The organism is Pseudomonas sp. NPDC089408 (genome assembly GCF_044749445.1).
In the GTDB taxonomy this organism is placed as follows: domain Bacteria; phylum Pseudomonadota; class Gammaproteobacteria; order Pseudomonadales; family Pseudomonadaceae; genus Aquipseudomonas.
This window is the reverse complement of the sequence record NZ_JBIVHY010000004.1, coordinates 124,795-139,441: the sequence shown is the minus strand read 5'-3', so window position 1 is coordinate 139,441 and position 14,647 is coordinate 124,795. Positions and strand designations below refer to the sequence as shown.

General features: G+C 63.2%; 10 protein-coding genes. 3 read left to right on the top strand and 7 right to left on the bottom strand.

Translation table 11 applies throughout. The features are described 5' to 3' along the window. Position 1 precedes the first annotated feature (1 nt). From ACIP02_RS08765 to ACIP02_RS08755, 3 genes are all read right to left on the bottom strand, one after another. A complete protein-coding gene (locus ACIP02_RS08765) occupies positions 2–2,431 on the bottom strand; it encodes a TonB-dependent siderophore receptor (protein ID WP_400615281.1) in 2,430 nt (809 codons plus the stop codon). Positions 2,432–2,539: 108 nt separating this feature from the next. Then, positions 2,540–3,502, bottom strand: coding sequence for a FecR family protein (locus ACIP02_RS08760; RefSeq protein WP_400615278.1), 963 nt, complete (start codon positions 3,500–3,502; stop codon positions 2,540–2,542). A gap of 20 nt (positions 3,503–3,522) precedes the next feature. Then, the gene (locus ACIP02_RS08755) at positions 3,523–4,020 is read right to left on the bottom strand and encodes a sigma-70 family RNA polymerase sigma factor (RefSeq protein ID WP_400615276.1); all 498 of its coding nucleotides are present in this window, start codon (positions 4,018–4,020) and stop codon (positions 3,523–3,525) included. Between the two features lie 493 nt (positions 4,021–4,513). Here ACIP02_RS08755 and ACIP02_RS08750 point away from each other — a divergent pair, with 493 nt between their 5' ends. Then, complete coding sequence (locus ACIP02_RS08750) at positions 4,514–5,677, top strand: type III PLP-dependent enzyme (protein ID WP_012270610.1); 1,164 nt, start codon at positions 4,514–4,516, stop codon at positions 5,675–5,677. 138 nt (positions 5,678–5,815) lie between these two features. On the opposite strand, the gene ACIP02_RS08745 is transcribed toward ACIP02_RS08750, so the two are convergent. Both ACIP02_RS08745 and ACIP02_RS08740 read right to left on the bottom strand, forming a co-directional pair. Beyond that, a complete protein-coding gene (locus ACIP02_RS08745) occupies positions 5,816–6,565 on the bottom strand; it encodes a tetratricopeptide repeat protein (protein ID WP_400615272.1) in 750 nt (249 codons plus the stop codon). Between the two features lie 3 nt (positions 6,566–6,568). Continuing rightward, a complete protein-coding gene (locus ACIP02_RS08740; RefSeq protein WP_400615270.1) occupies positions 6,569–7,249 on the bottom strand; it encodes a Fe2+-dependent dioxygenase in 681 nt (226 codons plus the stop codon). A gap of 222 nt (positions 7,250–7,471) precedes the next feature. Between ACIP02_RS08740 and ACIP02_RS08735 the strand changes: the two genes are divergently transcribed. Then, positions 7,472–9,775 carry a TonB-dependent receptor gene (locus ACIP02_RS08735; protein WP_400615268.1) on the top strand — a complete coding sequence of 768 codons (2,304 nt, stop codon included), beginning with the start codon at positions 7,472–7,474 and terminating at the stop codon, positions 9,773–9,775. Between the two features lie 249 nt (positions 9,776–10,024). After that, a complete protein-coding gene (locus ACIP02_RS08730) occupies positions 10,025–12,580 on the top strand; it encodes a PepSY domain-containing protein (RefSeq protein ID WP_400615266.1) in 2,556 nt (851 codons plus the stop codon). A gap of 129 nt (positions 12,581–12,709) precedes the next feature. Here the strand turns inward: ACIP02_RS08730 and ACIP02_RS08725 are convergent, their stop codons facing one another. Together ACIP02_RS08725 and ACIP02_RS08720 are read right to left on the bottom strand one after the other, a co-directional pair. Then, entirely contained in the window at positions 12,710–13,501 is a 792-nt protein-coding gene (locus ACIP02_RS08725; RefSeq protein ID WP_400615264.1) for an amidohydrolase, read from the bottom strand. Then, complete coding sequence (locus ACIP02_RS08720) at positions 13,489–14,637, bottom strand: pyridoxal phosphate-dependent aminotransferase (RefSeq protein ID WP_400615262.1); 1,149 nt, start codon at positions 14,635–14,637, stop codon at positions 13,489–13,491. Before ACIP02_RS08720 ends, ACIP02_RS08725 begins: the two co-directional genes overlap by 13 nt. Positions 14,638–14,647 lie beyond the last annotated feature (10 nt).

The window sequence follows — 14,647 nt, the reverse complement described above, 5'->3', positions numbered from 1 at the left end:
GTCAGAACCCTACACTGGCCTGCACATAAAAGGTCCGCGGCTCTCCCACATAGATCCCGGCATTGTTGTCGCTGGAACGGGTGAAGTACTGCTTGTCGAACAGGTTCTTCACCCCCGCCGCCAGCTTCAGGTTGGACATGTCTGCCCCGAATTCATACCCGCCACGGGCATGCCAGGTGACATAACCCGGAATATCGCCATACTGCCCATCCGCACTCGGCTCGATGATGTAGTCACCATTGAAGCTGCCATCGGCATTGATCCCGGTCCCCGGCGCACGCTGCTTGGATTGGGCGTAGGCGTCCAGGTTCCAGGTCCAGCGGTTGACCGCGTAACGCACCCCGGCAGTGGCCACCTGACGTGAGTAAAACGGCAGGTCACGGCCCTTGAAGCCCGGAATGTCCCCTTCATAGGTTGCGCGGGTATAGGTGTAGCCACCGCTCACCGACAGCCCGTCCAGGCGCGGGTCCAGCCCAGCCAGGTCATAACGCACCGAGGCTTCTATACCCTGGTGCTTGGTCGCGCCGAGGTTGGTCCAGCCGACGTCGTTGCTGATGTACTGCAATTCGTCATCGAAGTCGATGTAGAACGCGGTCAGCTCGCCAGCAAAACCGCCATCGTCATAACGCGTACCGATTTCATAGGTTTTGGCCTTTTCTGGCTCCAGGCCATTGGCGGTACTGTCGCCAGCACCGCCCTGGCCCAGCTGGAAGTACTGCAGGCTGCCGAACGAGGTCTCGTAGTTGGCGAACACCTTCCACGCATCGGAGAGGTGGTACATCACGCTCAGCGCAGGCAGCGGCTCGTTGCTGGTGATGCTGCGGTTCTTCTCCGCCACCGGACGGTTGTTGGCATCCAGCACCGGGCGGTCGCGCCAGTCGGTGTTGATGTGCTCGAAGCGAATGCCCGGGGTAATGGTCCAGTTGCCTACGTCGATCTTGTCGTCGATGTAATAAGCGCTGGCCTCGGTGCCGCCACTGCGGTCCTGGAACACGTGGCCATCGGAGGTCGGAGTGGGCGTTGGCACATTGTCGATCAGCGCCAGGCGGGTCGACTGTTCGCGCATCGCTTCCTTCAGGTAGCGGTAACCGACGCTGACTTCCTGGGTGGTCGGGCCGGCGAAGAAGATTCGCGACAGGCGTGGCTCGATGGCGAAGGTGTGGTAGTTGCGCGGGTACGACGACAAGGTCTTCATGTCACGCGCAGCAATGGCGCTGCCGCGGAAACTGTCGGTGTAGTAGGTCAGCACTTCGAACTGGGTGGCATCGTCGAGCTGCCGTTGCCACTTGAACGACACGTCCTTGCGCCGACCAGCGAAATAGTCGTAGTCACGCAGCGACTGGTACGGGTTGCTGTCGTACTGGGCCTGGGTCAGACCACCCGGCATGTCGGCACGGCCGTCGTAGTAGTGGAAGTTGAGCCAGAACTCGTCGACATCGGTCGGCGCCCAGTGGGTCTTGAGGATAACGTCGTCGATGTCGTTACCGTTGTTGCTTGCACGGTAGCCGTTGCCGTTCACCCCGGTGTACAGCAGCGCGACGCCCATGCCGTTGTCTGCCGTGCCGCCAACGAAGGCCGACTCGGTGTGCTTCCAGCCGCCACGCTGGGAGGTTTCCAGGGTGGTGGAGAGTTCCGCCGAGGCTTTCTCCGGGATTGCCCGGGTAACGAAGTTGATCACCCCACCGACGTTCTGAGGGCCATAGCGCACAGAGCCTGCGCCACGCACTACGTCGATGCTGTCGAGGTTGCCCGAGGAAATCGGCGCCATCGACAGCTGCGGCTGGCCATACGGCGCGAAGGCAGCGGGGATGCCGTCGATCAGCACCGTAGAGCGCGGCGACAGGCGCGAGGTCAGGCCACGCACGCCAACGTTCAGTGACAGGTCGCTGCCACCGGTGCCATTGGAGTCCTGCACCTGCACGCCCGGAATGCCGCGCAGCACATCGCGCACGTTCATTGCGCCCTTCTCCACCATGGCCTCGCGGCGTACCACGGTACGCGCGCCGGGGTGGTTCTGCACCACGCTCTGCTGGGCATCACCCAGCCAGTCGCCGACCACCTTGATGTCGGTGGGCGCCAGCTCCAGGCTGCCGGTGGTGAGCGTGCCATCGGCCTGGGCCGGCTTGACCACCACGGTGTCCTGGGACATCTCGTAGGTCAGGCCGCTACCTTGCAGGAGCTGCTGCAGCGCCTGCTCGGGCGCCATCTGGCCCGATACCGCCGGGGCCTGCTTGCCAGCCACCAGTTCGGGGCTGAAGAACAGCTGCAGGTTGGTCTGCTGGCCAAGCTGGTTCAACGCCGATGCCAACGGCTGAGCCTGGATCTGGAGGGTGCTGGCGGCCTGCGCGGCCTGGCTGTTGACGGCCGCGGCACTGACCGCCAGGGCCAGCGCCAGGGCGCGGAAGCGTGGGAGGGACTTGTTGTTGTTCACGTCGTCGAAACATCCTGGAATGCGGAATAAACGCCAACCGCGTGCAAATGGAAATGCTTGGCAGTTGCAGCTGGCGAGGAAGACGAACGAGCGGAAAAAAACCTGAATCTATTTCGCAATTATTTCGCGAGAGCCGTCTTCATGGGCCTTGATGGCCACCGGCAGGATGCTCGGCAAGGCGCGCAGCAGGGCGTCGGTGTCGTCGGTGTTGAAGGTGCTGGACAGGCGCAGTTGGGCAACCTTGCCAGGGGCGACCCGCAACGGCTGGCTGCGGTAGCGCGAGGCTTCGGCCACGACTTCGGCGAGGGTCGCGTTGTCGAACACCAGCTTGCCCTGACGCCAGGCAGTGACCGCACCGGTATTGACCGCATAGGGTGCGGCGACCCGGCCTTGCGCATCTATATGCGAACCCTGCCCGGCCGTGAGTTGCGCCAGCGAAGCCCCCTGGCCCTGTACGCGCACAGAGCCCTGCTCCACCGCCACCCGGGTGCTGGCCGGGCCCAGGCGCACATCGAAGCGGGTGCCGGTGACGGTGACGCTGCCTTGGGCAGTATCGACCACGAAAGGCCTGCTGCTGTCATGGGCGACGCTGAACATCACTTCACCGGCAGTCAGGCGGATATGCCGTTGCCCGGTGCTGAAGTCGACCTGCAATTGCGTGCCTCCATTAAGTTCGAGGTGCGAGCCATCTGGCAGTTCGACCTGGCGGCGCTCGTTAAACGCGGTGTGCAAGCTGCCCTGGTGGTTCAGTTGCTGGTAATGCCAGCCCGCCCAGCCCAGGCCCAGCGCCATCACCGCCACACTGGCGGCCCGCGCCTGACGCAGCAAACGCCTGCGTGGCAACTGCTGTACCGGGTCTGGCTGGCACAGGGCCTCCAGGCGCTGGCGTGGAATGAAGTCGGCGGCCTGCCACACGCGGCAAAGATGCGCGTATTCCTCGCGGTGGCGCTCGTCGCTGGCCAACCAGGCCCGCAACTGTTTCTGCAGCCCGGCATCCTTGGGCGCATCCTGCACGCGGACGAACCATGCGGCCGCCTGCTCGCGGACGGTCTCGGTACCGTGCTGTTTCATCGAAAAGGTCTCCTGACTCGTCATGCCGACACCTCCAGCTGCTCACGCAGGTGCCGGAGCGTGCGGATCATATACTTTTCGACCATGTTCTTGCTCAACCCCATGCGCTCGGCAATCTCGGCCTGTGTCAGGCCCTCGAGCTTCTGCCAGATGAACACCTGCCGGCAGTTGAGTGGCAGCTCGGCCAGCGCCCGCTCGACGCTGTCGGCCAGTTCCAGGGCGTGTACGTAGGCCTCCGGGTCGCCGCTGCCGGCCGCGCCCTCATCGAAGGCTTCCAGTTCAAGCGCCTGGCGCCGGTCCTCGCGGCGGAAACCGTCCACGGCAATGTTGCGCGCAGTCTGGTGCAGGTACGCGCGCGGCTGCTCGACCTGCTCGCGCGGGTTTTCCAGTACCCGGACAAAAGCATCGTGCGTGAGGTCCTCGGCCTGCTGACGACTGCGCAATTTGCGCGTCCAGGTGCCGATCAGCTCATGGTAATGGTCGAGGAAGCCTTTGGGTCCGGACACGGTCGGGGTCATCAGGGAGGCAGATAAGGGTGCGAATAGTAATGTTTCTCATCAAAACTGGCAAATCCGCCAGTCGGTAACAAAAATTTATGCGTCATTTCATGTACGGGGGTACCAGGATTTTGTGGCCATAAATATGAACACCTGTGGCCCCTTCGCGGGTGAACCCGCTCCCACAGGGATAGTGAAAAGCCTGTGGGAGCGGGTTCACCCGCGAAGAGGCCAGCAAGGTCTATTCCACAATTTTTTACGCTTGAAACATTGCGGGGAACATCAGCCGGTCACACGAGTCGGTTATTCAAATGGCGGGTCGTCGATCCACGCCGATCGCGCCCGGATTGCCTGTTGATTCTGCATTCTCCACGCCCTAAAGTGCGCGCCGAACGTCCATGCTGGAAACGATCCATCCGGCTCAAGTACTGAGTAGGCGAACCAAAGTGGGGATACGGAGGACGTTCAGTTTGCAGCCACTTAATCTTTTTGTTTGCCCATGGAGTCCCTGAGCATGTCGATCCAGGTCGAAGACTATTTCGCGCGTGACACCTTCCAGAAAATGAAGGCGTTCGCGGACAAGCAGGAAACCCCGTTCGTACTCATCGACACCCAGATGATCAGCCAGGCCTATGACGACCTGCGCGCCGGTTTCGAATTTGCCAAGGTCTACTACGCGGTCAAGGCTAACCCGGCCGTCGAGATCATCGACCTGCTGAAAGAGAAAGGTTCGAGCTTCGACATCGCCTCGATCTACGAGCTGGACAAGGTGATGGACCGTGGCGTCAGCGCCGACCGTATCAGCTACGGCAACACCATCAAGAAATCCAAGGACATCCGTTACTTCTACGAGAAGGGCGTGCGCTTGTATGCCACCGACTCCGAAGCCGACCTGCGCAACATCGCCAAGGCCGCCCCGGGCTCGAAAGTTTATGTGCGTATCCTGACCGAAGGTTCGACCACTGCCGACTGGCCACTGTCCCGTAAATTCGGCTGCCAGACTGACATGGCCATGGACCTGCTGATCCTCGCCCGCGACCTGGGCCTGGTGCCTTACGGCATTTCTTTCCACGTCGGTTCGCAGCAGCGCGACATCAGCGTGTGGGATGCGGCCATCGCCAAGGTCAAGGTGATCTTCGAGCGCCTGAAGGAAGAAGACGGCATCGAACTTAAGCTGATCAACATGGGTGGCGGCTTCCCGGCCAACTACATCACCCGTACCAACAGCCTGGAAACCTACGCCGAAGAGATCATCCGCTTCCTGAAGGAAGATTTCGGTGACGAGCTACCGGAAATCATCCTCGAGCCAGGCCGTTCGCTGATCGCCAACGCCGGTATCCTGGTCAGCGAAGTGGTGCTGGTCGCGCGCAAATCGCGCACCGCCGTCGAGCGCTGGATCTACACCGATGTGGGCAAGTTCTCCGGCCTGATCGAAACCATGGACGAAGCCATCAAGTTCCCGATCTGGACCGAGAAGAAAGGCGAGGCCGAAGAAGTGGTCATCGCCGGCCCGACCTGCGACAGCGCCGACATCATGTACGAAAACTACAAGTACGGCCTGCCGCTGAACCTGGCCATCGGTGACCGCCTGTACTGGCTGTCGACCGGTGCCTACACCACCAGCTACAGCGCAGTGGAGTTCAACGGGTTCCCGCCGCTGAAGGCTTACTACCTGTAATGCAGAACGGGGCCGCAAGGCCCCGTTTTCATTTGTGTGCTGCCTGTGCTGGCTTCTTCGCGGGTAAACCCGCTCCTACAGGGGACTGGTTTTAATGTAGGAGCGGGTTTACCCGCGAAGAGGCCGGCACAGGCACCCTCACTCCCCGCGCCGTTCGATCTCCTCGGCATAGCGCCCAGCAAACGCCATCAACACCGGCCCCGCCCCCTGCAAGGTTACCAACGCAGCGCGCAGGAAGTTCATATTGCCCTCCACCCGCGCCCGCTCCAGCCAGGGCGCGGCCTCCGCCACTTGGCCACGCTCGACCAGCACCAGCGCCAGGCTGAACATCCCGCGAAAATCCCCCGCCTCAGCCGAACGCCGGTACCAGCGCACCGCCCGCGCCGGGCTGGGCGCCGTGGCAATTCCCTGCTCCAGGTAACGCCCGTACAGGTTCATCGACTTGGCATGGCCCAACTGCGCCGCCTGCTCGTAGCACATCAGCGCCTGCGTCTGGTTGGCCGGCACCCCACGCCCGGTGGCCAGCAGGTTGCCGAGGTTGTACAGGCCCCAATCCAGCCCGGCATCGGCCGCACGGGCGTAGTGAACGGCGGCCTGTGACAGACTCACCTCGCCCCCCCAGCCATGCTCCAGGCAGCGCCCGAGCATGTTGTGCGCCATGGCACTGCCACCCTGCGCGGCAATACCGAACCAGCGCCGGGCCACATTGGCATCCTCTTCGATACCGCGGCCGTCGAGCAGGATCTGCCCCAGCAGCAACTGGGCCTCGACCACGCCTTGCCCCGCCGCAGCCAGGATCGCCTGCGCAGCCTTGCCGGGGCTTTCTTCGAGCATGGCCTGCAAACCGGCCACATCCACCACTTCTTCACGTCGCAACTGATAGGACACGGCTCAGACCTCAGCCCAGCGGCGCAGCAAGTTGTGGTAAGTGCCGGTCAGTTGCAGCAACGAAGGGTGCTCCGGCACATCGGCGGTCAGTTGCTGGATGGCATTGTCCATTTCGAACAGCAGCGCCCGCTGGCTGTCCTCGCGCACCAGGCTCTGGGTCCAGAAGAACGCGGCATAGCGCTGGCCACGGGTCACCGGGTTGACCTTGTGCAGGCTGGTGCCGGGGTACAGCACCAGGTCACCGGCCGCCAGTTTTACCTGCTGCACGCCGTAAGTGTCCTGGATCACCAGCTCGCCGCCGTCGTAGCTGTCCGGGTCGCTGAGGAACAGCGTGGAAGACAGGTCGGTGCGCACCCGCTCCGGGCTGCCCTTGGGCTGGCGCAGGGCGTTGTCGATGTGGAAGCCGAAGTTGCCGCCCTCGCGGTAGCAGTTGATCAGCGGCGGGAACACCTTGTGCGGTAACGCTGCCGACATGAAGCGCGGTGTTTTCCACAGGCGGTCGATGAGCGCGCTGCCGATTTCCTTGGCCAGCGCGTGGCCCTCCGGCAACTGCAGGTTGTGCTTGGCCTTGGCCGACTGGTAGCCGGCCGTGACCTTGCCATCGGCCCAATCGGCCTGCTCCAGTGCCTCGCGGATACGGGCCAGTTCATCTGCGTCGAACAGGCCTGGGATGTGAAGCAGCATGGCGGCAGCACCGTTAGGAAATGTAAAGTCGCCAATGATATTGATTCCCTTTTGCGTGGCACAAGCCCCATTCGCCGCTTAAGACGTTTCAGCTGTGTGAAACCGTAAAGGTAAATTGTAAAGATTGTAAATTCTTAACGAATGGTAACGACTCTCAATTGTGAGTCACAATTGCTTACATTAAGATCCGCCGCCTCAATACCTTGGGGAAGGTCCTAAGCAATGCACCAGTACGTACCATCTGCAGTGAGCTCACCACGCCTGATCGTGTCTGCCATCGGTGTCGCCCTGAGTGCCTCGTCGGTTTACGCCGCCGACCCGGCCCCCAACAGCGCAATCACCCTCGACGCTACCAGCGTCAACGGCAAGGCTGAACAAGCCAGCACCGATTACAAGGTCGAGAAGGCCTCCTCGCAGAAGTACACCGCACCGCTGGTGGACACCCCGCGCTCGGTCACCGTGATCCCGCAGCAGGTGATCAAGGACACCAACGCCCTGACCCTTCAGGATGCCCTGCGCACCGTTCCAGGCATCACTTTTGGTGCCGGTGAAGGTGGCAACCCGCAAGGCGACCGCCCGTTTATCCGTGGCTTCGACGCCCAGGGCGACACCTACCTGGACGGCGTGCGTGACACTGGCGCGCAAACCCGCGAAATCTTCGCCATCGAGTCGGTGGAAGTGGCCAAGGGCCCGAACTCGGCCATCGGCGGCCGTGGTGCGGCGGGCGGTACCATCAACCTGGTCAGCAAGCGCGCCCACCTGGGCAACTCGCTGGACGGCGCCTGGACCTGGGGCAGCGACCAGACCCAGCGCTACACGTTCGACGGCAACTACCAGTTCAGCGATACCGTTGCAGGCCGCCTGAACCTGATGACCCACGAAAGCAACGTCGCCGGCCGCGACAAAGTCAACTACGACCGTTGGGGTATCGCCCCGTCGCTGGCCTTCGGCCTGGGTACGCCGACCCGCGTCAACCTCGACTACTACCACCTGGAAAGCGACGACCTGCCGGACTCGGGCATTCCGTACACCCTCCCGACCAATGGCAGCGGCGGCCGTACCTCGGCGCACCCGAGCAAGCCATACGACGGTGGCGACAGCGACAACTTCTACGGCCTGACCGGTCGCGACTTCCGCAAGAGCCGCGTGGACATCGCCACTTTTGCCATCGAGCACGACCTGACCGACGCGCTGACCATCAAGAACACCCTGCGTCACGGCAACAGCATGCAGGACTACATCCTGACCCAGCCTGACGACAGCAAGGGCAACGTCAACAACGGCAGCGTCTGGCGCCGTGCCAACACCCGTGTTGGCAACACCGCCACCACCACCAACCAGACCGACCTGTTTGGCGAGTTCTACGTCGGGGGCCTGAAGAACAGCTTCTCCACCGGTATCGAATTGAGCCGTGAAGAGAGCAAGCGTTCGAGCTACACCGTGGACACCAACACCGGCCTGGGTTCGACCGGCTGCAACCCAAGCCTGATCGGCGCCAACAGCGGCTACAACTGCACCTCGCTGAGCAACCCGAACCCGGATGACCCGTGGAACGGCAGCATTGCCCGCAACTACGCCGGTACCGACACCAAGAGCAACACCCGCGCCCTCTACGTGTTCGACACCCTCGAACTGTCGCCTGAGTGGCTGCTGAACATGGGCCTGCGCTACGACCACTTCGACACCCAATACCGTACCTACGACGCCTCTGGCGCCACCGTGGTCGACGCCAAAGGCGTAGCCTCTAAAGGCAAGGACACCAGCGAGTTCGTCACCGGCCAGTTGGGCCTGGTATGGAAGCCCGCAGACAACGGCAGCATCTACGTCTCCTACGCCACCTCCGCCACCCCGCCAGGTGCGATGCTGGGCGAAGGTATGGAAGCCAACCCGCTGGGCAACACCACCGACCGCTCCGGCAACCTGTTGAGCAGCGACATGGAGCCGGAAGAAACCACCAACTACGAAATCGGCACCAAGTGGGACCTGCTTGACCAGCGCCTGTCGCTGACCGCCGCGCTGTTCCGCACCGAGAAGGAAAACGCCCGCGTCCAGGTGGACACCACCAGCTACGAAAACGTCGGCGAAACCCGCGTACAAGGTATCGAACTGTCGGCCAGCGGCAAGATCAACGACAAGTGGCAAGTGTTTGCCGGCTACACCTACATGCAAGCGCGCCAGATCGACGGCGGCCCGCTGGGCAAGGCCAACGACGGCAACCAGCTGCCAAACACCCCGAACAACAGCGCCAGCCTCTGGACCACCTACTCCATTACGCCGAAGCTGACCATTGGTGGCGGTGCGTTCTATGTGGATGAGGTTTACGGCAGCGTGGCCAACACCACTGTGGTCGACAGCTATGTGCGCTACGACGCCATGGCCGCCTACAAGCTGACCAAGAACGTCGACCTGCAGCTGAACGTGCAGAACCTGACCAACGAGGTGTACTACGACAAGGCCTTCTCCACCCACTTCGCCAACCAGGCGGCCGGGCGGACGGCACTGCTGACCACCAGCGTGCACTTCTGATGGCGGGACGGGGTTGATCTGTTGAATGGGCTGCGCCTGTGCCGGCCCTTTCGCGGCTAAAGCCGCTCCTACAGGGGCTATGCGCAGACTTTGTAGGAGCGGCTTTAGCCGCGAAGAGGCCAGCACAGGCAACACACAACCCACTAACCCCCCCCACCCCGGCCCCGTTCATTCCCGTGAGCGGGGCTTTTGCGTATCAAGGCATAATGCACGCCGCGCAGGTAGCGGCAGCAATTCAAGGTGAGAGACGTGGTGAAGAAGACGCTGTTCCAATTGCACTGGTTCTTTGGCATCACCGCTGGCCTGGTGCTGGCCTTGATGGGCAGTACCGGGGCGCTGTACTCGTTCCAGGAAGAACTGCTACGCGCATTCAATGCCGATGTGCTCAAGGTCGAAGTACGCGCCGAAGGCGTGCTGCCACCGGCCGAACTGGTCCAGCGGGTCGAAGCCCAGCAGCACGACAAGGTGTCGATGCTGTGGGTGGACGTACGCGAAGGCAACGCCGCACGCATCTTCTTCACGCCGCCACCGGGCGAGCGCCGCGGCCAGCTGCGCTATGCCGACCCGTATACCGGCGAACTCAAGGGCGAAGCGGCCGGGCAAGGCTTCTTCAACCTCATGCTCACCCTGCACCGTTTCCTGGCCATGGGTGATACCGGCCGGCAGATCACCGGTGCCTGCACCCTCATGCTGGTGTTTTTCTGCCTCTCGGGCCTGTACCTGCGCTGGCCGCGCAAGGCGCTGGACTGGCGCACCTGGCTAACCTTCGACTGGGCCAAGAAAGGCCGCGCCTTCAACTGGGACCTGCACGCCGTGGCCGGCACCTGGTGCCTGCTGTTCTACCTGCTGTTTGCTCTGACCGGGCTGTTCTGGTCTTACGAGTGGTACCGTGAAGGCCTGAACAAGCTGCTGGCAGACGCACCGGCAGCTGGCCAGCAACAGAAGCGCGGCGAAGGCCGTGGCCGTCACGGCCCGCAGAAGGTCGACAAGAACGCCCCGCCACTGGTGGTCGACTACGACGCCATCTGGGCCAACCTCAAGGACGCTGCCGGCCCTGGCCTAGCCACCTATAACCTGCGCCTGCCACCGGTTGGGGGCCAGCCGGCCAACCTGTTCTACCTGCTCGATAACGCCGACCACCCACGCGCCTTCAATACCCTGGTGCTGGACCCGGCCACCGGCCAGGTGAAAAGCCACGACCGCTACACCGACAAGTCTTTCAAGGCCCAGTTGCTGCAGAGCGTCTACGCCCTGCACGTCGGCGAATACTTCGGCCTGCCGGGGCGCATCATTGTCACCATTGCCAGCCTGACCATGCCACTGTTCTTCGTCACCGGCTGGCTGCTGTACCTCGACCGCCGCCGCAAGAAGCGCCAGGTGCGTGCCGCCCGTGGCAACGTTGCCAGCAATGGTGGCAGCGGCGACAGCTGGCTGATCGGCTTTGCCAGCCAGAGCGGCTTTGCCGAGCAACTGGCCTGGCAGAGCGCCGGCCAACTGCAGGCCGCCGGCCTGCCGGTGCAGGTACGCGCGCTGGCCGAGCTGGGTGAAGACGACCTGCGCCAGGCCCGCCGTGCGCTGTTCGTGGTCAGCACCTTCGGCGACGGCGAGGCGCCCGACAGCGCCCGAGGTTTCGAGCGCAAGGTGCTCGGTCAACCGTGGGCGCTGAACAACCTCAACTACGCCCTGCTCGCCCTCGGCGACCGCCAGTACCCGCATTTCTGCGGCTTCGCACGTCGCCTGCAGGCATGGCTGGGCGAGCGCGGTGCCAGCAGCGCGTTCAGCCCGGTGGAAGTGGACAACGCCGACCAGGCTGCCTTGCAGCAGTGGCAGCAGGAACTGGCGCAACTGACCGGTGCCCAGCCCGTGACCGCCTGGCAGCCGCCCAGCTTCGGCAACTGGTCGCTGGTAAGCCGCCAACTGCTTAACCCCGGCAGCCAGGGCCAGCCGGTGTACCTGCTGGGCCTGCAGCCGCAAGCGCCGGCCAGCTGGGAGCCCGGCGACCTGGTAGAGATCCTGCCGCTCAATGGGCAGCCACGGATCGACGCGTTCCTCAACGGCATGGCACTGGACGCCGCTGCCCAGGTACAGGTGAATGGCCTGAGCGAAACCCTTGCCCAGGCCCTGGCCGGCCGCCAGCTGCCGACCCGTCGTGATCACCTGATCGGCTTACAGCCGCAAGCGTTGGTCGATGCATTGGTGCCGATCGGCAGCCGCGAATACTCCATTGCCTCGATTGCCAGTGATGGTGTGCTGGAGTTGATCGTGCGCCAGGAACGCCATACCGATGGCAACCTCGGCCTGGGCTCCGGCTGGCTGACCGAGCACCTGCCGTTGAACGGCACGCTGAGCCTGCGCCTGCGCCGCAACAGCGGCTTCCACCTGCCGGAAAGTGCCGCGCCGATGATTCTGATCGGCAACGGCACCGGCCTGGCCGGCCTGCGTAGCCTGATCCGGGCGCGGGTGAATGGCGGTGAGCAACGTAACTGGCTGCTGTTCGGCGAGCGTAACCGGGCACATGACCTGCTGTGTGGAGACGAGCTGCAGGCCTGGCTGGACAGCGGCGACCTGGCACGCCTGGACCTGGCATTTTCACGGGATCAGGCCGAGAAGGTGTATGTGCAGGATGTGTTGCTGCAGCAGGCTGAAGAGTTCAAACGCTGGGTGGCGGACGGCGCCTGCGTGTATGTCTGCGGCAGCCTGCAAGGGATGGCTGCAGGGGTGGATGCGGCGCTCAATGGCATGTTGGGTGAAGCCGCTGTGCAGCAACTGATCGAGGATGGGCGGTATCGGCGGGATGTGTATTGATCGGAAAATGATGTAGTCGGGACCGGCCTCTTCGCGGGTAAACCCGCTCCCACAGGGCAATCACAGATTCTGAAACCTGTGCAGTACCTGTGGGAGCGGGTTTACCCGCGAAGAGGCCGCAACAGGCTGTCAGTGGAGCTCGAAGGTATCAGCATCCAGATTAGCCGGGAACTTGGCCCGGTAAGCCGCCAGCTCCGCCGCACTCAACACCGCAGTAAACACCCCGTCAGCCTCCCCGGCACTGAGCAGGCTCTCACCCTGGAAGTCCAGCACCTGGCTGTCACCCGAGTACGCAAAGCCCTTGCCATCCGTCCCCACCCGGTTAACCGCAGCCACATAGCACAGGTTCTCGATCCCCCGCGCCGGCAGCAAGCGGTTCCAGTGCTGACGCCGTGCAGCCGGCCAGTTAGCGGTGTACAACAGCAGGTCGGTGTCCTGGGCGTCGCGGCTCCACACCGGGAAGCGCAGGTCGTAGCAGATCAGCGGGCGAACCCGCCAGCCCTTGATCTCGAACTGCACCTGGCGCTCGCCGGGGGTGTAGTGCTTGTGCTCACCGGCCATGCGGAACAGGTGGCGCTTGTCGTAGTGCAAGATCTCGCCATCCGGGCGCGCCCACAGCAGGCGGTTGCGATGGCTGCCATCGGCGGCCTGGATAATCACGCTACCGGTGATCACCGCGTTGTACTTCTTCGCCTGGGCCTTCAGCCATTTGTAGGTCGGGCCGTTCTCCGGCTCGCACAGGCTTTCCGACTGCATGGAAAAACCGGTGGTGAACATTTCCGGCAAAATCACCAGGTCCACTTCGCCCACCTGCTCCAGCAACACCTCGAAGTGCGCATAGTTGGCCTCGCGGTCATGCCAGGCCAGGGTGGTTTGCACCAGGGCAACTTTCAGGTTCGGCAGTGTGCTCAGATCGCGCATAGTTTTTCCGCTGCCTGGCGCAGCGTCTCCTCTCGTTTGGCAAAGCACAGGCGCACCAGGCGTTGCTCGGGGATGGGTTGCTGGTAGAACACCGACACCGGAATGGTCGCTACGCCGTGCTCACGGGTCAGCCACAGCGACATGTCGACATCGTTCAGGTCCGGGCGGATATGCGAATAGTCCACCAGCTGGAAATAAGTGCCCGCCGTGCGGGTAAAGCTGAAACGCGAACCTTCCAGCAAGCCGCAGAACAGGTCGCGTTTGGCCTGGTAGAAGGCCGGCAACTCATCGATATGTTCCGGGTGCTCGGCCATGAAATCGGCCAGCGCGCACTGCAACGGCGTCACCCCGCAGAAGTTGACGTACTGGTGCACCTTGCGCAGCTCGGCGCTCAGCGCTGGCGGGGCGATCACGTAGCCGGTCTTCCAGCCGGTAACGTGGTAGGTCTTGCCAAACGAGCTGACCACGAAGGCGCGTTGGTACAGCTGCTCGTGGGCCAGCACGCTGGCGTGGCGCACGCCGTCAAAGACCAGGTGCTCATAGACCTCGTCGCTGACCAGGTAGATATCGCGGTCGGCGATCAGCCGGGCCAACTGGTCAAGGTCTTCGCGGGTGATCAGCGCACCACTGGGGTTGTGCGGCGAGTTGAGGATGACCATGCGCGTGCGCGGGCTCAGCGCATCGCTGAACTTCTGCCAGTCGATACGGAAGTCGCCGTCACTCAGTTGCACATGCACGCAGCGGCCACCGGCCAGCTCCACGGACGGTTCGTAGCTGTCGTAGCAAGGGTCGAAGACGATCACTTCTTCACCGGCCTGCACCACCGCCTGGATGGCGCAGAAGATCGCCTCGGTGGCGCCGGGGGTGATGGTCACTTCCTGGTCGGCGTCCACCCTGGCCCCGTACAAGCGCTCGACCTTGGCTGCCACCTGCTGGCGCAGGGCCGGCAGGCCGGTCATAGGCGAATACTGGTTATGCCCGGCAGCCACATGCCGGCCCACTGCATCGAGCAGGGCCTGCGGGCCGTTGAAGTCAGGGAAACCTTGCGAAAGGTTGAGCGCGCCAGTCTGCACGGCGAGCTGGGACATGGTGGTGAAGATGGTCGTGCCGACATTCGGCAGTTTGCTGCGGATCATGGAGCCCTCT